24 protein-coding genes are annotated in these 19,765 nt (G+C 36.1%); all 24 read left to right on the forward strand.

Going from position 1 to position 19,765, the window contains the following annotated elements; translation table 11 throughout:
- Positions 1-749 precede the first annotated feature (749 nt).
- The 24 genes from KMW37_RS21340 to KMW37_RS21455 all read left to right on the forward strand — a co-directional run bounded on the left by KMW37_RS21340 (position 750) and on the right by KMW37_RS21455 (position 19,655).
- Complete coding sequence (locus KMW37_RS21340; protein WP_215226676.1) at positions 750-1,331, forward strand: Crp/Fnr family transcriptional regulator; 582 nt, start codon at positions 750-752, stop codon at positions 1,329-1,331.
- A 55-nt stretch (positions 1,332-1,386) separates the two neighbouring features.
- Entirely contained in the window at positions 1,387-1,725 is a 339-nt protein-coding gene (locus tag KMW37_RS21345; RefSeq protein WP_215226677.1) for a hypothetical protein, read from the forward strand.
- A gap of 16 nt (positions 1,726-1,741) precedes the next feature.
- Complete coding sequence (locus tag KMW37_RS21350) at positions 1,742-2,320, forward strand: NAD(P)H-dependent oxidoreductase (protein WP_215226678.1); 579 nt, start codon at positions 1,742-1,744, stop codon at positions 2,318-2,320.
- Between the two features lie 638 nt (positions 2,321-2,958).
- A complete protein-coding gene (locus KMW37_RS21355; protein WP_215226679.1) occupies positions 2,959-4,776 on the forward strand; it encodes a toxin-antitoxin system YwqK family antitoxin in 1,818 nt (605 codons plus the stop codon).
- Positions 4,777-4,888: 112 nt separating this feature from the next.
- A complete protein-coding gene (locus tag KMW37_RS21360; protein WP_215226680.1) occupies positions 4,889-5,080 on the forward strand; it encodes a hypothetical protein in 192 nt (63 codons plus the stop codon).
- On the forward strand, positions 5,081-5,323 hold the full coding sequence (locus KMW37_RS22485; protein ID WP_317195598.1) for a tyrosine-type recombinase/integrase: 243 nt from the start codon (positions 5,081-5,083) through the stop codon (positions 5,321-5,323). It begins immediately after the preceding gene.
- Between the two features lie 138 nt (positions 5,324-5,461).
- Positions 5,462-5,929 (forward strand): hypothetical protein, encoded by a 468-nt coding sequence (locus KMW37_RS21370; protein WP_215226681.1) that lies wholly within the window; start codon positions 5,462-5,464, stop codon positions 5,927-5,929.
- Positions 5,907-6,356 carry a hypothetical protein gene (locus KMW37_RS21375; protein ID WP_215226682.1) on the forward strand — a complete coding sequence of 150 codons (450 nt, stop codon included), beginning with the start codon at positions 5,907-5,909 and terminating at the stop codon, positions 6,354-6,356. The genes KMW37_RS21370 and KMW37_RS21375 overlap by 23 nt, the downstream gene beginning before the upstream one ends.
- Positions 6,357-6,477: 121 nt before the next feature.
- On the forward strand, positions 6,478-7,359 hold the full coding sequence (locus KMW37_RS21380; protein WP_215226683.1) for a hypothetical protein: 882 nt from the start codon (positions 6,478-6,480) through the stop codon (positions 7,357-7,359).
- A gap of 88 nt (positions 7,360-7,447) precedes the next feature.
- Positions 7,448-7,972, forward strand: coding sequence for a hypothetical protein (locus tag KMW37_RS21385; protein WP_215226684.1), 525 nt, complete (start codon positions 7,448-7,450; stop codon positions 7,970-7,972).
- Positions 7,973-8,447: 475 nt separating this feature from the next.
- The gene (locus KMW37_RS21390) at positions 8,448-9,209 is read left to right on the forward strand and encodes a tetratricopeptide repeat protein (RefSeq protein WP_215226685.1); all 762 of its coding nucleotides are present in this window, start codon (positions 8,448-8,450) and stop codon (positions 9,207-9,209) included.
- A 55-nt stretch (positions 9,210-9,264) separates the two neighbouring features.
- Positions 9,265-10,038 carry a hypothetical protein gene (locus KMW37_RS21395; protein ID WP_215226686.1) on the forward strand — a complete coding sequence of 258 codons (774 nt, stop codon included), beginning with the start codon at positions 9,265-9,267 and terminating at the stop codon, positions 10,036-10,038.
- A gap of 260 nt (positions 10,039-10,298) precedes the next feature.
- Complete coding sequence (locus KMW37_RS21400; RefSeq protein WP_215226687.1) at positions 10,299-11,036, forward strand: DUF2310 family Zn-ribbon-containing protein; 738 nt, start codon at positions 10,299-10,301, stop codon at positions 11,034-11,036.
- 14 nt (positions 11,037-11,050) lie between these two features.
- Entirely contained in the window at positions 11,051-11,482 is a 432-nt protein-coding gene (locus tag KMW37_RS21405) for a hypothetical protein (RefSeq protein WP_215226688.1), read from the forward strand.
- Between the two features lie 152 nt (positions 11,483-11,634).
- Positions 11,635-12,273: an alpha/beta hydrolase gene (locus tag KMW37_RS21410; protein WP_215226689.1), complete on the forward strand. Its 639-nt coding sequence runs from the start codon at positions 11,635-11,637 to the stop codon at positions 12,271-12,273.
- A 4-nt stretch (positions 12,274-12,277) separates the two neighbouring features.
- Positions 12,278-12,823: a DUF4279 domain-containing protein gene (locus KMW37_RS21415; protein ID WP_215226690.1), complete on the forward strand. Its 546-nt coding sequence runs from the start codon at positions 12,278-12,280 to the stop codon at positions 12,821-12,823.
- Positions 12,824-12,972: 149 nt separating this feature from the next.
- Positions 12,973-13,581 carry a hypothetical protein gene (locus KMW37_RS21420; protein ID WP_215226691.1) on the forward strand — a complete coding sequence of 203 codons (609 nt, stop codon included), beginning with the start codon at positions 12,973-12,975 and terminating at the stop codon, positions 13,579-13,581.
- 53 nt (positions 13,582-13,634) lie between these two features.
- Positions 13,635-14,126 (forward strand): DUF2569 family protein, encoded by a 492-nt coding sequence (locus tag KMW37_RS21425; RefSeq protein ID WP_215226692.1) that lies wholly within the window; start codon positions 13,635-13,637, stop codon positions 14,124-14,126.
- 1,050 nt (positions 14,127-15,176) lie between these two features.
- On the forward strand, positions 15,177-15,824 hold the full coding sequence (locus KMW37_RS21430; protein ID WP_215226693.1) for a hypothetical protein: 648 nt from the start codon (positions 15,177-15,179) through the stop codon (positions 15,822-15,824).
- 290 nt (positions 15,825-16,114) lie between these two features.
- Positions 16,115-16,672, forward strand: coding sequence for a TetR/AcrR family transcriptional regulator (locus KMW37_RS21435; protein WP_215226694.1), 558 nt, complete (start codon positions 16,115-16,117; stop codon positions 16,670-16,672).
- Between the two features lie 172 nt (positions 16,673-16,844).
- On the forward strand, positions 16,845-17,720 hold the full coding sequence (locus KMW37_RS21440) for an alpha/beta fold hydrolase (RefSeq protein ID WP_215226695.1): 876 nt from the start codon (positions 16,845-16,847) through the stop codon (positions 17,718-17,720).
- Positions 17,721-18,036: 316 nt separating this feature from the next.
- A complete protein-coding gene (locus tag KMW37_RS21445; protein WP_215226696.1) occupies positions 18,037-18,684 on the forward strand; it encodes a hypothetical protein in 648 nt (215 codons plus the stop codon).
- Between the two features lie 195 nt (positions 18,685-18,879).
- The gene (locus KMW37_RS21450) at positions 18,880-19,248 is read left to right on the forward strand and encodes a hypothetical protein (RefSeq protein ID WP_215226697.1); all 369 of its coding nucleotides are present in this window, start codon (positions 18,880-18,882) and stop codon (positions 19,246-19,248) included.
- A 170-nt stretch (positions 19,249-19,418) separates the two neighbouring features.
- Positions 19,419-19,655, forward strand: a complete 237-nt coding sequence (locus tag KMW37_RS21455) for a hypothetical protein (RefSeq protein ID WP_215226698.1) — start codon at positions 19,419-19,421, stop codon at positions 19,653-19,655.
- Positions 19,656-19,765 lie beyond the last annotated feature (110 nt).

Below are 19,765 nucleotides of genomic sequence, written 5' to 3' on the forward strand. Positions count from 1 at the left end.
TTGTAATTCGGGTTTACAAAAATTAATTGAACCACATAGACACAATAGCAATCAAAGACGCTATGACCTATGTGCCTATGTGGTTCAGTCCCTCACTGGGTGGAGATTGGCAGAGGATTAGGTGAGAATGCATGTGCCCTTTCCTATTATTATTGGAATTTGTAATTCGGGTTACAAGAATTAATTGACCCACATAGACACAATAGCAATCATAGATTCTGTGATCTATGTGCCTATGTGGTTCATGCCCTCACTAGGTTAAGATTGGCAGAGGATTAGGTGAGAATGCATTTGCCCTTTCCTATTATTTGAATTTTCAATTCGGGTTTAAAAGAATTAATTGAACCATATAGACACAATAGCAATCATAGACGCTGTGATCTATGTGCCTATGTGGTTCAGTCCCTCACTGGGTGGAGATTGGCAGAGGATTAGGTGAGAATGCATTTGCCCTTTCTTATTATTTGAATTTTCAATTCGGGTTTACAAGAATTAATTGAACCACATAGACACAATAGCAATCATAGACGCTGTGATCTATGTGCCTATGTGGTTCAAGCCGAAATATGTAATAGGAAATCTATGCCACGGTGCACAAGTATTGCCCAAGCCCACTAAAAGGCTGAAATTTCACCAATTATATCTAAAAACACACCGTTAGGTGAGCTTATGGGTGCGTTTCGAAATACTTGAAATAAAAAGGAAATAAATGCATTGCGTATATTCACTTTTCAAAGCAAATTTGAAGAATGGACGCTGAAAAAGTCATCAAGAATATTGAAGAAATATATTCTCCATTATCCACCGAGTGCCGGCAGGATCTTATTGCTCATTTAAAAATTGGGAAATATAAACAAGGTGAGCTTGTCATTCGTGAAGGGCAACTTTCTAAAAAAGCATATTTAATTGCAGAGGGCTGCGCTAGGGCATATTACTTGAAAGACGGCAAGGATATTTCAGACTGGTTTACCTTTGAAAACCAGTTTATGGCCCCTGTCGTCAGCTTTTTTAGTGAAAAACCAAGCCCTCATTACGTGGAGTTTGTGAAAGATTCTACAGTTTTTGAGTTTTCTAAGGCTATAGTGGATGAACTTACGAATAAGCACCACGATTTTGAGCGTTTTATTAGTAAAGTGGTCACTGAAACTATGCTGGGACTCTGTGAAAGGCTTTACACCATTCAATTCAATAAAGCAGAAGAAAGATATAGGCACCTGTTAAGCTTATATCCTGACATAACCAATCAAATTCCTCTTACCCATATTGCCTCTTATTTAGGGATTACATTGGAGACCTTAAGCAGAATAAGAAATCCCAAGTACCAAATTTGATCTATATCAAATGATAAGTCTTCCATTTGAAGAACCTTTGTGAAAAGGATAAAAAATGGAAGAAAATTACCGACAACTAGCGCCAATTTGGGGAAGGCAGTGGCAAGCAGTAAGAAAATGGTTTTACCCTGCCTGGCTTATCTACGAAACATCATATCGATTTTACGATTACTCAATATCCATTTATCAATATGTGGAGGGGTATCAAGAAAGTGTTTTTCCGATTCTTGGGGGAACTGGCACTTATATATTAGCCGCTTTTTGTGGCATTATCACCTTTGCCATCTGCACGTTTTTTTTAACAGTGCCTAGCTCTTTTATGCTGTATACATTTTTTAAAGAGGAGAATTTAACGGAGACCAGATTTGAAGAGAAAATAAAAAGACTACTATAATTTTTGAAAATCGATAATGAAAAAGACACTGATTATAAACGGACACCCAGATAAAGAAAGTTTCAGCTTTGCACTTGCAGCTGCTTATAAGAAGGGACTGGTAAAGTCGAATGCTGAAATAAAGGAAATTAATATCAGGGAGTTAAATTTCAACCCGAACCTCCAGTACGGCTACCGGAAAAGAACAGAACTCGAACCGGATTTATTGGATGCCCAAGAAAAATTGAAATGGGCAGAACACCTAGTTTGGGTTTATCCCGTTTGGTGGAGTTCAGTTCCCGCCATTATGAAAGGTTTCTTGGACCGGGTTTTACTTCCTGGCTTTGCCTTTAAGAAAAGAGCAAACTCCTTATTTAGTGATAAGTGCTTAAAGGGAAAGACAGCGCGGATTATTTGTACTTTAGATCAACCTGCATGGTATTATAGGTGGATTAATAGAAGCCCGAGTCATCATGCGATAAAAAAGGGGACATTACATTTTATAGGTATAAGAAAAGTACGAATAACGACTATTGGCCCGATAAGGCTATCGAAGGAAGCGTATAGGGAAAAATGGCTGCAGAAAGTTGAAAAGTTGGGAGAAAAGAATAAATAATGGTAGGTAGGGAGCGGTTAATAAGGCTTGCTCATCCCTAACCCGCGTTGTTAAATCATAGCATTTGCAATGCGGTTATAGGATAAATTAAGGCGTTGATAAATGCAGTGATTTAAAAGTCCTCGTTGCAAAAAAGTGAACCGTGTCAGGAAAACGTCATTGCGAGAGGTCAATATTTTCTCAAATATAAAGGAGTTGTATGACCTGAGCTTCAAATCGATGTCACTCGCCGTGGCGAGAGGATCTCTATTCCTAATCGTTACTGGAAGAGATGCTTCCTATCGTCAGCATGACAATTTAATTTAAGTCACTGTCAATGGTAACGAAGAGAAACGGAGTGAAGCCTGCCTGCCGGAAGGCAGGCAATCTAATTTTCAAGAACAGATCCCCCTGTTCCTCCTTTCTACTCCTAAATTAAAAGCCTAACCACACTAAAAAGATAAAATTTACCAATTATATCTAAAAATACCCCAAGTGGGGTATTTTTTGGTTTTAGGGGATTTAGTAGGTTTAAGGGTTTGTTTTTTGACGCTTGTAAGCGTTTGGAAATATTTGAATACAGGAAAATTATAGTAGCTATAAGCGCAATGCTTATATACGCTCATTACAGAACATAACTTCAAGAAACAATATTTATTATGACAAGAGCTGATCATCTTAAATTTTGCAAGAAATGCACAAATAGAAAAATGGATATGCAGCAAGGACTTATTTGCAGCATAACAAATAAAAAAGCAGACTTTACTGATAATTGTGAAAATTACCAACGAGATGATTCAGTAAAAGACGAAGTGCCAGTTGATGAGAGAAATACATCTGAAATTATATCTGAATTGCCAGAAGAAATAAAAAGTAAATTAACGCCACACCAAGATTTACTTTATGCAATTGTCGGTGGATTTTTCTTGTCGGTTATTTGTGCTCTTATTTGGGCAGTGATTACAGTTGCCACAGGATACCAAATTGGATATATGGCAATTGGAGTCGGTTTTTTGGTAGGAATGGGGGTAAGGTATTTTGGAGCGGGTATTGATCAAGTTTTTGGATTTGTAGGAGGTTTTTTCGCCTTGTTTGGATGCCTATTGGGTAATTTATTTAGTCAAGTAGTATTCATTGCAGATGCCCAATCCTTGGGGTATTTTGAAACACTAACTTTTCTTGATTTAGAGACAATTAAACTGATTTATGAGGAGTCCTTTAGTATTATGGATCTTCTGTTTTATGGAATTGCGATTTTCGAAGGTTACAAGTTTGCCTTCCGTCCAGTTCCGCCCAATGTTAGTGAACTTAAGGACTTAACTCCCAAATTTTCTAAATTGAGATTACCATTAGTTATAGCATGCTTCATTGTTCTTTCTACTGCCGGGTATACGCTATCAAAAGGAGTCTCGGGTGAGCAAATATTCTACTATGAAAATGGTCAAAAGCAAGTTATTGCTAATTATGAAGAAGGGCTCGAAACAGGGCTTTGGGAATGGTATTACGAATCTGGGGCTTTAATGCGGAGTGGAGAGTACAAAAATGGCCTTTTTGATGGTCCCTGGCTAAACTATAATGAAGAAGGAGTTTTGTTGGACTCTAGCAATTATGTCCTAGGAAGACTTGATGGAGAATATAAGTCCTTCTACGACAATGGTCAGTTATCTCAAATTGGTAAATACTCACGTGATAGAGAGATTGATGAGTGGATGATTTTCTATGATAACGGAAATTTGAATGCTACTGGGACGTTTACAAATGGAGAATTATCTGGTTTATGGAAGTTCTACAATCATGATGGAACTCCAAGTCAAGAGATTAAATATTTGGATAGTGAAACTGAGAGAATCCATAGCCTTTGGGATCCAGATGGAAATCAATTAATTAAGAATGGAAACGGAACATTTACTTCATATTTCGATGGTACAAACAAATTGAATGAAGGAAAGGTCACTAATGGAATAAAAGTTGGAACTTGGATAACCTACTACCAAGATGGGTCTACTAAAGAAGTCGGGGAGTTTAAAGATGACAAATACATTATTAAGTCTGCGTGGAACCAACAAGGAGAGGTAATGGTCCAAAATGGAAATGGTGAATACATTTCCTATTATGAGGAGTCTGACAAGGAATTAGAGAAAGGACTTTTTAAAAATGGCTTGCGTGAAGGAACATGGTTGGTTTACTATCCAAACTCAATAATTGTTCAACAAGAATCGAACTATAAAAACGGAAACCTGGACGGACGAAATGTGGTTTACTATTCGAATGGAAATATCATCTCTGAAGGAAATTTGGAAGCCGATAAAAAGGTTGGAGAATGGAAATGGTATTATGAATCAGGTCAACTTCAATGCACCATCAACTATGAAGATGATAAGAAACAAGGAGATCAAATTTTCTGGAGTGAATCTGGCAAAGAAGTTAAAAAAGAGATTTATAAGAATGATGAACTAGTTTCAGAGGTACTACTTTAATTAAAGGACGCCCCCGTTGAGTAAAGATTGGCGGAGGACGAGGTGTAGATTGCATCTACACCTTTCTATCACTAAGAATTTGTAATTCAATCTTCACGGATTATCTTCAGTTATGGGTGAAGCCTATCAGGTAAGTGATCAGGAAATGTCTTATTTTTTGGCCTTCCAAGTGGTAGGTTGGGCAGATGTTTTTTCAAGAAAAGTCTATAGGGACTTGGCCTTGGAAAACCTGGCCTATTGCAGAAAAGAAAAAGGACTTTACCTTTTTGGATATGTTGTCATAGACGGTTTATTCTACACCTAGGTGGGGCGGCCTACTCAATACTTATTTGAGGGAGAGAAAGCGAACACAAGGTATAGTGCAGGGAGTTTACAGAAAGTCCTGAAATCAGCCTTGGGAAAATCAGGTATCAAAAAGCCGGTCACTTTACATTGGCTCAGGCATTCTTTTGCCACCCACCTTTTGGGAAATGGTACTGACTTGCGTTATATTCAGGAGATATTAGGTCATAATTGTAGTAGGACTACTGAGATTATACCCATGTGACTGATAATAGCATAAGGAAGATTAAATCTCCCTTTGATGACTTATAAATAAAATGCACCAAAGTTATACCAAACCTCGGATATTTATTGGGTTGTTAAACATTTGGTTTACAGATATAAAAGTTGTGGGTGATTAAAGATGGACACAGTACTAAATGACATACAAGATATTTTTTCAATCTTTCATGACGGAGAGATTGTTGATTGTAAAGGTGATTTTAATAAATTGACTTTGACTATTCAATGCAATTATTTGGCTGAATTGATAAACCCAGACTTTGAAAATTTCTACCTTAATTTGTCTGAAATAAATAAACTTGATTTTGACCCGTGGATGAATCCTATTGGTTTGGAAAAAACGGATTTTGATAGCTATGAGGATTATTTAAAAGTGGACTTGAAGATTATATCAGCTGAGATTAAAGATGATTCGATTATTGAGACTTGCAATCAACATGATGCCGATTTGGATTTTTGTGGTGGCAACTTAATGGTTTCAGTGAAAGATTTTAATTTGTATGACCATAATATGACACCAATGACAATCGACCAATTAGCTTTGATATGCAGAAAGTATTGGTACAATGCAAGAAATTATCGAAATTAAAATGTTTGATTTAGCGCAGATTAAATATCATAATGTTCAAGAATCTTTTGGAATGGGAGGACCTTATATCGGAGAGCTTGAATTTAAAGGAGAGTTGATTTTAGGAAAATTTCTTGCTGATTCAGAAGCTCTGAATAAAGACAAAAATATGATTGTTTTCTCAAGGTTTTTGACTCAATATTCAGCGGGATTTCTAGGATTAAAAACAAAAAGAGATTTCAGGATTTTTCTATATGATGTGGTTAAAGATAAATTCTTCCAATCAAAAAAAACGTTCGAATGTTTAGCAATTGAAAAAATGGAGAACAACCTGATTACTTTTCACAAAGCTTTTCATACAGGGATTGAAAAATTCAGAGATTCAATTGAATTTAATGAGACAAATTTTGATGAAATAGAAATAACTACCCACAACGCGAGGTCATAAGTAATGCGAGGTGATGTGGTAATTTGAACATGAGCACATTTTATAAACATAGCAACGGTTTGATAGGTAAGTGCTTCGAAATCCCGGACTACTCATACTGCACACCGTTGGCGGTAATGCAATGGCAAAGAACATCAAGCATATAATAATTTGTATTCTGACATCTTGGACAACTGAAATTATCGCGAGTCCACAAATGCCTGACTTTGTGATTTATGGAAAAGACACAGTAGCCACTTACAACCTAATTCTTGAACAATATTTACATAGGCAGGACTTAACAGAAATAGAACAGCTTTTTGGACTTACATTTCGAGATGGCGCGTCTTTTAACTGCTGGAGAGGCTATCAGGCAATTTATAAGGTAGATCATGACAGCCTATTCTTAGTTGACATTATTAATTGTGGAGAATTAAGAAATGGGAAAATAGACAAGAACCAATCAATGGAGAAAATAAGATCCATTTTTGGAGAAAAAGTTAGAAATGGGAGAGTTTTTATCGAATGGTTTGAGGGCTACATTAACTTTCCATTGAGTAATGAAAGATTGAGATGGGACGGAGTTTTTTACACAATATTTGAAAGAGAAAAAGTCTTAACTATTACAAATGGACTTGTTGAAAAAGAAGAAGATTTTGAAAATTATATCGATGACCCGAAAAGAATTGATAGGCGTGATAAAAGCAAAATATCCAACGTGCTCTTTAAAAAACTGAAAAAGGCGAAATGGAAAAATCCCAATGAATTTGACTGTTCGGAAGCATATTTTGTGACAATTGATGAAAATGGAGTTGTTTCAAAGGTCAGAATGGCTCTATCTGACGAAGAGATTAATGAATATTACGAACCAGCCGAATTCAACTTTTGCATTGACAAAATGATGACAGAATTAAAAGATTTGAAATTCGACATTATCCTGGATAAGGGAAAGCCAATATCTGAAGACGTTTACATTGAAATTTGGATTGAGGACAATGGGAAAATCAAAAATTGGACGAATTAAAAAAAGCACGTACCGCCAACAACACTTATACGCAATGCCCTTCGGGACACTGCGCATAGCTTAACAGTTAGCACAAAAAAAAACGAGGTTGAGTAAAATCAAAAATATAAACCAAGGAGATGTCTTAACATTCATTGCCAATGACGGAAAATACAAGGCTATAATCTGTACAAGTGTATACAAAGAGAAAAGTCCTCAAAATTTCACATTTGCCACCACTACAGTTGATCAAGCAGACTTACCCTCTATTGATGAAGTCATAAAACATGACTTCTATGGAATAGGAAATATCAAAGCTGGCTTTTTTAAATACTCGGAATTGGAGATTAATAATATGTGGAATCAACATCCCGAAATTGAACCATACCACTTAGGCTCTTATGGTCTGATAATTTGGCGAAAGGACTTCATGAAGTTTCGAGACAATTTTAGTCTAATTGGAAATTTAAATATAGTTGACAATTTAGACAAAAACGGTAACGGAAGTATGAATTTAAGTGATTGGACATTTTTGAAGGACTTTTTCGACCAGAAATTCAAGGGAATATTACTTGAAAGAGGACAAAATCCGTTTAAGATGAAAGCCATTATTAAAAAAAAAATGATGCGCTAAAGTGTTCCAAAATGACGCACAAACATACTCGAGAAAATGCGCCACCTTACCACAGAAACTACTCAGGACTCAAAGGGTTAATTGAGGTAGATTATTGGTGAATTTTGGTTTTTTTGCAATTGTAAATCGGCTAGGTAGATAGCGCTTCGGTACCTGAGCTTGTCGAAGGGTCGAAGCATCGAAAGGTCGGGAGAAGCCCACCTCACGGAGGGCAGGCAATCTAATTTTCAAGAACAGATCCTACAGCTCCTTCTCTTCTGCTGCGAAATCTAAAGCCCAACCACACGAAAAGATTAAAATTTTACTAATTATATCAAAAAATACTCCATCAGGGGTGTTTTTTGGTTTTGAGGGATTTAGTAGGTTTAAAGTCAGATCCATTTTTGGACGAATTTAAGCGGAAAGAAAAATGGTGGATATAGAGGAATAGACATTCCTCTAGACATATGTTAGAAGCCAATAGAATCAGGCAGGAATGAGCAAAAATGATTGGTATAGAAATACAAATTGGAATGACCAAATCGAGTCTGGATTTGAAGCTCGACTAAAACGTGCGAGCGGTAATGCAAATAAAGCTCAATTTTTACGTGTTCAAGCCAGTTGCCTTCTTGACTCTCCATCAGTTGAAAATCAGAAAAAAGGAATTCAGTTAATGAAAAGATTGATAAATGAATACTCTGAAGAAACTTTTAGCACCATACATGGACATGAACAACTTGGTGAATATTACCTGAAGCGTAAGAATTACAAAGAAGCTGAAAAGAATTTTAGAATTGTAACTGACCATTATCACAGCAATACAAGAAGTGGAACAACTGGTTTGGCCGACTTGAAATTAACTGAAACGATTTTAATTTCTGATCAGGAAGATAAATTTCAAGAAGCTTATAAATTGTCGACTTCGAAATTCGAAAGTACTGGTGGGGCTCTGATCTTAAACGACCAGAAATTCTATTATGCGACACTGATGGCGAATCTATGCCTGCGAATGGGGAAGATGGATGAAGCATCTGAGTTTGCTAGTTTGGCTATTCAGCTTTCGACTATTACCAAACCTCAATTTCACAGACATAATACCGTTGGAATCGTTAAAACTGACAACAGTACAGTCGAAAGACTGAAAAAAATAAAAGAAAAGTCACAGGGTATCACAACACCTATAAATAAGCGGACGGAAGCGGACAAAAGAAATAATAATACTTTCAAAAAACTATGGACTCTGCTTACTGGAAATTGATTCTAAAGTCTGTCTGCTCTTGATCAGATCATTATTAGCCATTTGAAAAACAAACATGTTCAACTTTCTAAAGTCAAACAAAAAATATGTGCCGCTCGACAAAGAACTAAGGAAGTACTTTGAGAATAACTTTTTGTGGTTGATGCAGGAGTTCCCAGATCCAAAAATAGAAGAACGCAAGATTTTAAAGCCGACTACTGAAGATTTTCCTATACAATGGAATAAAAGCCAAGAAAATGCCTTTGAGGCTCTTGATATCATTTGTGACAACATGCAAATTGTCCCAGATATGATTGACCTTGATTTTTATGATAATGGGATCAAAGAAATCAATATGGGGACTTCTGTTATATTCATGGAGTCAGACCCTGACAGTCCAGAAGCAGCAGGGCGCTATCATCATGAAAAAGTAAATGGAAAACACCTTATTTCACTTGACCAAGCCTTGCTAGAAAAGCCAGACGATTTAATCGCCACAATTGCTCACGAACTTTCACATGTCAAGTTGCTAGGAGAGGAGAAAATTGACCAAAACGATGAAATGTTGACTGACTTTACAACCGTCTTTTTCGGACTTGGGATATTTAATGCTAATACGGCTTTTCAGTTTTATAACCAAACCGACCGATGGGGATATAGCAATTTTGGTTATTTGAAAATTGACGAATGGGCCTATGCCTTGGCATTGTTTGCAATTGTGAGGCATGAAGACGAACCCCAGTGGAAACAATATTTAAGCAAAACAATTAAAAAGGACTTTGAAAAATGTCTTCGATATATGATTAATAACGAAGAGGAAATTTTCAAGTTTGACGATGAGAAAGAATAAAAACTGGTACCAATTATCGGGAATGGGCTCTCCAATTCTGGGTTTTTAGAGGTTTTTAGTGAAAATATCCTGGATGTGGTGATTTATGTAATCTACGGGTTGTTTAGTTTTAAATGATATAATCATTGTAAATACTTGCCTGTTTGTAGATAGATAATGGGCATGTATTGGGAAAGAGGGGAAGTTTGATTGTAAGAATATATAATAGAAATAGGGGGTAGAATAAGTTTCCTTTGTAAAAAGTATTGACATCAATTGCAATGAACTCAGATAAACCGATCGCAGCAAAAATCGCCATGTCTTTAAAGAATAAGGGCGAATCAGGTGAAGTTTTTATTGGTCTTTTTGGAACATTATATCAAAACAATCTTATTTTCTCTGAACCAAGGGAATTAAGGCGTTTTGATAATTGTCTTGAATTTACGGTAATTTTCAGAAGTCGTGATGCTTTTAACAATTGGATTTCGCACCCAATTGTTAGTGAGTATTGGTCAACTAAATTTGAATCATTACTTGTAAGTTTTCCAAGTACAATTGAAGAAACAGACGTAATTATTGAAGTTGATAAAGTGGAGAATTGTGATTGCAAAGCATCCAAATTCTATATTTTACAAGGGCGTTCTCTGAAATTTATGGATGAATTAACTTGTGGAAGCTGTTTAAAACAAGTCCCTTATTCTACATTACCTAGAGAAATAAATATAGAAGAATGGCAGAATTATCATCAGAGATTTTATTTGAATTGGCTTGAAAGTGGGGTTTTTGAGCAGGATGCTCTTGCAGAGTTAACAAATTTCAAAGAAAGTAAATTGAACAAAGAAGGAGAACGAATAAGAAGAGAACTCACTAACTTTTTCAAAATACCAGTCTATTTAAATTATTTTACTGTAGATCCAGATGAGCATCATTCGTGTCCAATTTGTGGAGACCAAGGTTGTGAATCTGGACTTAATAGGCCACGTAGATTGTGTAAAAAATGTAATACAATTTTTAATTGATAAATCAATCAAATTTGAAGAAAGGAGAGCTTCAAAATATTATAGACCAATTGGAAAGCGAGAACTTAGAGACTGAAGCTTATCTAGGCATATTTGAATATCGTGGCGGACCGGATGAAAGTTTTATTAAAGCAAATAAGGAAGGCCTTGAGTATTTTGCATTAGAGCTGTTGAAGGCTGCCCGTGATACTGATGATATGTTAAAAGCAGAAAATGAAAGATCAGTTTTTCCACTAAGTTTTGACAAAGATTGGATTGATAAGGACAGCACTACTTTCCTTAGATATGTGGAACCGACAAGGGAAATCAAGAGAAATGTGAAGTCAGCACCTTTTGAAGAAACCTGGAAGGATAAGGTCATAAAAATCGGCTGTATAGGAGGAATGCTTATGGTGATAATCTCGGGAATTGTGGGTATAGTGACGATTATAAAATGGATATTTTGATTAAGTAAAAGACAGGGGCTAAAAGTGCATTTAGAAGGTGAGGCATAAAAATCAAGGTTTTTGATTCTAATACTAGTTCGTCATGGTATATTGAAAATCACCAAGTGTAATATACAAAACAGGATGTAATACATTAAAATGAACGGAAGCAATTGAAGATTTATGGAATAAGTGGACTTGGTGCTGACAGGCGCGTATTCGACTTTTTGAAGTTGGATTATGAGCTAATCCCTGTTGACTGGATAGAACCATGTGAAAAGGAGACGCTAAAAGGCTATGCTGTGCGGCTTTCGAAAATTATTGATCCTACATCTGAGTTTGTTCTGCTTGGGGTTAGTTTTGGCGGTTTAGTCGCTTTAGAGATCAGCAAGGTATTAAAGCCAAAGCTGACGATTTTGATTTCTTCGGCTGAAACCAAAAATGAATTAAGACCGATTTATAGGAAATTCGGAAAAAGCGGGCTTCTTGAGCTTCTGCCAACCAATGTATTTGACCCTCCAAGGAAAATCGCTCACTTTATATTTGGAACAAAAAACAGGGAGCTTTTGAATAGTATCCTAGATGATACCAATTTGAAATTTGCCAAATGGGCAGTCAATGAATTAATAAATTGGGATAATCAAGACCGGATTCCAAACCTGCTTCGAATTCATGGAACCAAAGACAAGCTGATTCCATGGTGTGGCTCAGGAAAAGTGGAGCTAATTGATGGAGGAGAACATTTTATGATTGTGGACCGCGCTGAAGAAATCAGTGAAATAATAAATGAGAAATTGAAAAAGACTCTTTAATGTTTTGGTAAAAGGAAAAGGCGGAAATAATATGGATTCAACAAGATGGTTTGATGAAAATGGAAATGAAATAATCAGGAAACCGATTGACCTAGAAGAAGTGGAGCCCATCGCAGAAATAGGAGGAACATTTGAGGAATTTAGTGTTGGATTAAACTTTTATTCTGAAAAATTAGATAAGGCAGAAATTACAAGACTAATTGGTGCAGAGCCAACAAAATCTTGGAATCCAGGAGAATCACACCCAATTGGGAATTCCAAAAAAACAAGAATTACTGATTGGGGAAAATGGTATTTGATTTCAAAAAGGGATAATACTGACTTGAATATAAAACTAAAAGAATTGTTAGGTTCCTTGACTTCTGATTTGGAAAAGTGGAAGTTATTGACATCAAAATATGATGCTTGGATTGATGTTGCTGGATATATGGAGAATTGGAATAGGGGTTTTACTCTTCAATCGGAAGTAATGAAAATGCTTAGCGACAGGAATCTGGAAATCATATTTGATATTTATTATGACGGTGATAAAGACGAAGATGTTGAATAGTAATATTCCTTTCTATCCTACGTTTGCTTCGTGGGCTGATGGTGAAATTCAAAACCATAAAGTTATTAACAAACCCAGTCTGCAGTTATCAGGTAGGTGTGAATTTAAAAGCCTGGTAACTTATTGCAAACTATTGTTTCAAATATAAAATGATACGAATTCTCTACATTTTTTTCGCTTTATTGACTATTTCGGGCTGTTCTCAGAAATTCGAATCGATTGAATTAAACAATAACTTTACTGAAGAGGAAATAAGAGATTTACACAAACTGACTGAATTCTTTCAAACTCAAATGTGTGGAAGGGCCAGTAACTTTAAATCTTGCATTTACTCTAATCTTCCTGATTTACTTGAATATGGCTATGATGCGATATTGGAGAACGTAGATTTCGATAAGCAACAAAAGTTATTCTCAGGTTTCCAATCCGACTTATTTTTACAAATATGGGACTTTTGTCAATCTGGAAATTTTCATGAAAAAGAGACTTATAGGTCCTTATGCCTCAATACTGATGGGAGATATCTCCAGTTTTTAAAGGACCTATCGGATAGAAACCCGGACTTAAAAGAATATTATGATAAGATGATTGATTCGGGAGATTGGGAACCAACTGGTCTACTCCAAGGAAGAATCCATACGAATCCTGAATATTATGATTTAGATGATCCAAGTATTCAGGTTCTGATCGCTGTTCAATTCTTGACCCAGAATGATCAGCAAAAAAGAAAGGAAATCTGGACTGATAGCACCCAGTGAGATATGATTATTAATAGCTAATGCTTTGAGCTGGAATGAAAAAATGAATCAGCATGCAAGAAATAGAACATAAAGTAAACCAAGGGGTTAATGGAAGGTCTATCGGTGGATGGCTTTGGGTAATTATGGTGATCTTGATAGCCAGCGGGCTTCAAGTATTGATCAGTATTGTGACAACTTTCAGTGAACTGTTGACTGATGACTGGAAGCTGTATTATAAAGCAACGGATGAATTGCTTCAAATCCGAATTAATATCTATGCCTATCTAATTGTTTCCATGGTGATTGGTTTGGGGATTCTCGTTTGGAGCTTAGTACTGTTCTTTAAGCGTAAAAAGAAATTTCCTGCGATTTTCTTAGGCTTACTTGGATACTTCATCTTAACTGAAATATTAAGGATCTGCTTTTTGGATTATTACGCAGGGCTGACCGATCAGGATGCCAGTAATATAGAGAGTGGTTTGGCCAAAACTGGGATTGTGGCCATTATCGCAGGACTTTATCTGAACAAGGGAAAACGACCAATTCAAACCTTTGTGAATTAAGAAACTGTTTAGCTTCTTCTAACCCGCGTTTGCAACGCGGTTTGCTAAATCCAAGCATTTGCAATGCGGTTTTAATATGAATTGTAGCGTTTAAAACGCTTAGATTTAGGAGTCCTTGTTACAAACGAGGACAAGATAGGATAGAACATATTGTAGATTAACAAATGTATCGAGGGTGCTTGTTCACCCGTAAGGTGAGGTCTAGGACACTCACTAAATGCAAACAGCATATACAACAAGAATCCGATCTAACCCGGATCATGCATTAGCAATCGTAGTGAGGGCTGAAAATGCAAGAAAATCAGGCTGTTTGGAGACTGAGGCATAGCACCGCTATGGTGAAATCGAAAACAGCAGCAAAGCGGCTGATTTTAAAGCATTTTAAGTCCGTAATAGATAAGCTAATGCATGTTTCGGGTTTAACTAAATCAGCAGGGGCTTCTACTTATCTACTTTTTTCCCCCGTAATCCTTCGGGGCAGGCTATTGATGAAAAAAGTAGCAAAACCCCAAAATGGGTTAGGAATCCGTCATTGCGAGAGGTCAACATTTTATCAAATATAAAAGAGTTGTATGACGTGAGCTTCAAATCGATGTCATGCTGATGATAGGAAGCATTTCTTCCAGTAACGATTAGGAAAAGAGATCCTTCCTTTGTCAGGATGACTTTGATTCACGTCACTGTCAATGGTAACGAAGAGAAACGTAGTGAAGCCTGCCTGCCGGAAGGCAGGCAATCTCAAATATAGAATCCTAGACGTTTTAATATAGGTATCTCAAAGTGAATTTCTCAAGAACAGATCTCCCTGTTCCTCTCCTTTCTACTCCCTAATTCAAAGCCCAACCACACTAAAAAGACTGAAATTTTACCAATTATATCTAAAAATACCCCATCTGGGGTATTTTTTGGTTTTAGGGGATTGGTTATGTTTGGGATTAATCAATTTTCAAACGTTTATAAGTGAATGTAAATGCTTGAAAATGGAAAAATATATCAGATATAAACGCAATGCGTTTATTTACTCGTTGTGCGTCATACTGAAAAAACGAAATGCCAGAATTAAGCAACATACAGACTTATGAAAAATTGAATGGTAATGATATTAAACCATCTGTTCAAAAGTTCGCCAAAGTTTTGGAGCGAATCGGTATATGGAATTCTGACCTTAAAGAACAATTTGAATCATTGAAGTGGACAGAAGAAGATAATGGATTTGTTTACCTTTCTAACTCTGACTTTGGATTTTACAAAACTAATTTTTCAGAAATTAAGGTACGACCACTTTTAATGGCTTGGACACCTGCGATTGACAAAACTTTTAAAAATAATTGGATTTCTTGTGACTTACTAATCGAGACTGAAACAATACGAAATTTTGAAAATGGAAATTATAAAGAATTGACATTTGAACTAATTAAAAAGCTCGTGAAAGAAATGGCAAAGGAATTTAGCGAAACTGGAATCTATTTCACTGACGAAGCTCAAGATGGTGAAGATTTTGACGGAATTAGAACAATTGACCAAAATAAACTTTGGAATTTTGACTATGCACTAATCCCAAAAAAACTGAAAGAACTTTACAGAGAAAATCCGAAAAACTATAATATTAACGAAACCGACAATTGGATTGAATCTTGGAATTCGGACAATTGGAATGAAAAAATAAAAGTACGAACGCACAACAATGGCTATAAGTAATTGCTCCTACTCGCCTACTTCTGAAAATCCTCGCGGATTTTCAGTTTGGTGTGTACTTGCAAAGTTAAGTGCTAAACCACGCAACTACTCATAGCCGGGACCGTTGAGGGGAATATAAAAAGAACAGTACAGCAAACCTAAGAAGTCTTTTGATTAGTCTTAGCTCTCAATTGATTAGTCTTAGCTCTCAATTACAATACCTCTTTCAATTTTATACTTAATCAGATTACCATAGCAATTTATTGTGCGAAAAAGACACATATTAGTGACATATTTCATATTTTTGTGACATGGTAGATACAAAAGCCAAAATTATAACTGCAGCAGTAACATGCTTTCTGAACAACGAATCTGATACGCTGGAGAAAGTTGCTGAGGAAGCAGGTGTTTCTCGTAGAACGCTGCATAGATATTTTGAAAATCGTCAGGACTTATTAGAATCTTGCAAAAAAGAGATGCTCAACAGTTGTAACAAGGCTATGATTGAGGCCTACGAAAGTGATAATGACCCAATAGCAAAGGTGAGGAATATGCTTTATGCAGCCATTGAGCAAGGAGCTAATTACGCTTTTATCAAAAGGATCTATAAGCGAAGCAACTTTTCAAAAGTAGATAGCAAAAAGGAATTTGAATCCGACAACGTTAAAACGAAATGGTTAAAAATTATTAAGGACCTTCAAGAAGAGAACCGTATTAACCATGAGTTGACGATTCCCTGGATTTTTGATTTGTTCGGATCAATCATTGAGACTTCCATTTATGCCGTTGAGGCGGGCGATGTTGCCAGAAACGATAGTAAAAAATTTGCCTGGGTTTCCTTCAAAGGAGCTATCGGATTAAAAGAATAAAACATAATCTGATTATCCGCAATGATGCCAGTAACCTTAAATCCTTTGCTTAAAGTGGCCAGAAGATTGAAGCCTGAAGACCGAAGCAGTTTATATTTTAATCAAAACGAACATTTCGACTCGCTTTTAACCTTTACTGGTGCAATTGCGGATATACATTAAACATAAAAATATGAATCAATATTTAACAAAAAATCTTATCAAAAAAATGCCTGGTTTCTCCAGTTGTTTTCAAAAAGTTAATGGAATAAATATTCACTATGTGAAGGGAGGAAGTGGAGAACCATTGCTACTATTGCCAGGCTGGCCTCAGACTTGGTGGTCTTACCACCATATTATGCCGTCTCTTGCTGAAAAATATACTGTAATTGCAATTGACCTGCGCGGAATGGGTGATAGTGATAAACCAAAAGAAGGATATGCCAAAAAAAATATGGCTGGTGATATCAAAGAATTGGTAAAAGCTTTAGGATACGATAGAGTTCATATTGTCGGCCATGATATTGGTGCCAATGTAGCTTATTCGTTTGCTGTCAATCACTCTAATAGAATTAATAAATTGATCCTATTAGATACCCCACCTCCCGATGAAAACATTTACAAACTTCCTATGTTGCCTGTAGGATTGCCAGTATATCCTTGGTGGGTAGCTTTTAATCAGTTAAGTGAATTGCCAGGCCAATTGCTTGCGGGGCGTTTCGAATTGTTGTTAAATCATCTTTTAGACAAGTTACTTATTAATAAAGGTGCCATCAATGATTTTGACCGCTCAGTGTACAATCATCATTATAATAACAGAGAAAACATAAGTGCATCCAATGCATGGTATCAAACTTTCGGAGAAGATATTGCAGAACAAAAGACCTATCCTAAAATTAAAAATCCGACCAAGGGAATTGCGTCATCTGCTACCCTTGGAATCTTAGATAGTTTTCTTTCTCAGAATGTTATTGAGTATGAAATGATGGAGATAGAAGGGTGCGGGCATTTTCTTCCAGAGGAGAAGCCTGAGCAAATTGCAAAAGCCATCTCAGATTATTTGAAATAAACTCAATAAATATCATCAAAAGAAGACTGAATACAATACTCCCCACAATAACTAAGCATTCGTGGGGCCGGAACGGCCGAACCCTCCTATGGGGGGCAGGCATGAATGCAGTTTGTGTGCCTTGGATGGTGAATATAGGTCAAAAAGATGCCCCCCCATCTGGGTTTCATCGGTCAGGGAAATTTGTGGGGATTGAAAAGTCCGCTACAAGTTATAATTTTAAATCACGGCGTGGCTATGTGCGAGACGAGAGGTTAGTGCTTTCTTTTCCCCACTCATCATAGCCGATACTGTTGTAAGCAATTAAAAGAAACCAATGCTAACCATTGAAAAGATAAAAATATATAACAAGTTTAATGGAGATATTGATGCATTCGATCGTGGTGGAAAAATGTCTGAACATAATCAATTAAATGATGATGATTGGTCTTTAATTGATGGATTTGAACAAGATGTAAAATTGATTTCCGATAGACTTGTATCAAAAGAATATAGGGAAAGAGCTTTAATCAAGCTCAATGAAAATTGCGATTTGGAAACCAAAGACTATTTCAAATCCAAAATTCCATTTTATTCAGACTTTAAAGAAGTTTCGGAAATAGTGGCTAATATCAAATCAAGAATTAATGATGAAACAGATACTGTTTGGGCAGGATTTGATAATACCGAAGTTTTGATAAAAGGACTTGATTCTGACCAAAAACAAATAGAACTTTTGGACTTTGATACTCTTGAGAAAATAATGGTGGAATTTTTACCGACCAGCACTTATCAAGAATTAGCAATGTCAAATGGTTGGAGTGATGAGTATTTAAAAATAGCTGAAAAATTTGATTCTATTCATAAGCGGATTAAAGAAAAACTGCTTACAATAACCTATAATGATAATGGCGGAGATTCTGCTAAAACAAAAGATAATAACAATAATAAACTATGGTCTAACTTGAAAAGTTGGTGGTCTTAATACCGGCACTATTCTTATACAAGACCCTTGCTAACCCGCGTTTGCAACGCGGTTTGCTAAATCCAAGCATTTTTCAAATGTTTATAGGTGAATGTAAATGCTTGAAAATGTGAAAAATATATCAGATATAAACGCAATGCGTTTATTCACTCGTTGGCAATGATTCGAAAAAATCGAAACCCTAATCTGAATTTTATGTCTATTCCTAAAATTTCTTCACTAACTTTTGATAAACTATTTGACTTTGTTGAGGGAAATCGTTTCGAAAATGAAACAGACAGAAAGATTGCGGAAAAGATACTTGAAGCTGAAAATGACTGGGGAGATTTGGAAACATCTTTCGAGAATTTGAATGAATTTATTATTGTACTGGAAAAAGAAGTTGGAGAGGATGTAACTAAAGCAAGCTTGAAGAAACTCTTAAAAAAATATAATCAAAATGTTGCTCTAAATTCTTGGAAAGCAGAAAGCATTTGTTCTTTATTAGAAATTTTTGAGTTAACTAAAGAAATCTACTTGAGAAAAATATTTAATGAGTTGACTAAAAAAGTAAATTCAAAATAAAAACTATTGCCAACACCGTATAAAAATAATGCTAACTTAGGCTACCTAATCGAGAGTTCGTGCGTCTTTGGTCTCTCTGATTTTCCGCAGGAAAATCCTCGGACGCAAAACCGCACTATCTTTATACAAACCGTTATAAGCAATGGGACTGAATAAATAGAACACAAAGAATGTATGGACAAATAACACATCTTGTGGTCAACTGGATTAACATAGAAGACAATGTTATTCTTGTTGGAGCAACCGATAATGAAAGATGGAGGTGGGATATAGAAGAAGGGATGTCAGGAGTTGACGCAAAGACTATTGTCTATGTGACTTTAACAGACAACGGAAAAGGTGTTTCAATTTCTGAAGAAGCGGGTTTTCATTGTTCACCTGGTGACCCAATGGCTATTTCGGTCTGACCATGCCAGTGATTTCGGTCAAACCGTGCCACTAAGAAAGATCATTTAAAGAAGGTCATTTTTTATTCATTTTTCAAGATTCCCTTTCTCAAAGATTCTCCCTTGAGGTC

Source organism: Echinicola shivajiensis, assembly GCF_018642165.1.
GTDB lineage: Bacteria > Bacteroidota > Bacteroidia > Cytophagales > Cyclobacteriaceae > Echinicola > Echinicola shivajiensis.

Bases quoted from the DNA above. Each gene is read 5' to 3' on its own strand.
- KMW37_RS21340 (WP_215226676.1), top strand. From the start codon at position 750: ATGGACGCTGAAAAAGTCATCAAGAATATTGAAGAAATATATTCTCCA.
- KMW37_RS21345 (WP_215226677.1), top strand. From the start codon at position 1,387: ATGGAAGAAAATTACCGACAACTAGCGCCAATTTGGGGAAGGCAGTGG.
- KMW37_RS21350 (WP_215226678.1), top strand. From the start codon at position 1,742: ATGAAAAAGACACTGATTATAAACGGACACCCAGATAAAGAAAGTTTC.
- KMW37_RS21355 (WP_215226679.1), top strand. From the start codon at position 2,959: ATGACAAGAGCTGATCATCTTAAATTTTGCAAGAAATGCACAAATAGA.
- KMW37_RS21360 (WP_215226680.1), top strand. From the start codon at position 4,889: ATGGGTGAAGCCTATCAGGTAAGTGATCAGGAAATGTCTTATTTTTTG.
- KMW37_RS21370 (WP_215226681.1), top strand. From the start codon at position 5,462: ATGGACACAGTACTAAATGACATACAAGATATTTTTTCAATCTTTCAT.
- KMW37_RS21375 (WP_215226682.1), top strand. From the start codon at position 5,907: ATGCAAGAAATTATCGAAATTAAAATGTTTGATTTAGCGCAGATTAAA.
- KMW37_RS21380 (WP_215226683.1), top strand. From the start codon at position 6,478: ATGGCAAAGAACATCAAGCATATAATAATTTGTATTCTGACATCTTGG.
- KMW37_RS21390 (WP_215226685.1), top strand. From the start codon at position 8,448: ATGAGCAAAAATGATTGGTATAGAAATACAAATTGGAATGACCAAATC.
- KMW37_RS21395 (WP_215226686.1), top strand. From the start codon at position 9,265: ATGTTCAACTTTCTAAAGTCAAACAAAAAATATGTGCCGCTCGACAAA.
- KMW37_RS21400 (WP_215226687.1), top strand. From the start codon at position 10,299: ATGAACTCAGATAAACCGATCGCAGCAAAAATCGCCATGTCTTTAAAG.
- KMW37_RS21420 (WP_215226691.1), top strand. From the start codon at position 12,973: ATGATACGAATTCTCTACATTTTTTTCGCTTTATTGACTATTTCGGGC.
- KMW37_RS21425 (WP_215226692.1), top strand. From the start codon at position 13,635: ATGCAAGAAATAGAACATAAAGTAAACCAAGGGGTTAATGGAAGGTCT.
- KMW37_RS21430 (WP_215226693.1), top strand. From the start codon at position 15,177: ATGCCAGAATTAAGCAACATACAGACTTATGAAAAATTGAATGGTAAT.
- KMW37_RS21435 (WP_215226694.1), top strand. From the start codon at position 16,115: ATGGTAGATACAAAAGCCAAAATTATAACTGCAGCAGTAACATGCTTT.
- KMW37_RS21440 (WP_215226695.1), top strand. From the start codon at position 16,845: ATGAATCAATATTTAACAAAAAATCTTATCAAAAAAATGCCTGGTTTC.
- KMW37_RS21445 (WP_215226696.1), top strand. From the start codon at position 18,037: ATGCTAACCATTGAAAAGATAAAAATATATAACAAGTTTAATGGAGAT.
- KMW37_RS21450 (WP_215226697.1), top strand. From the start codon at position 18,880: ATGTCTATTCCTAAAATTTCTTCACTAACTTTTGATAAACTATTTGAC.
- KMW37_RS21455 (WP_215226698.1), top strand. From the start codon at position 19,419: ATGTATGGACAAATAACACATCTTGTGGTCAACTGGATTAACATAGAA.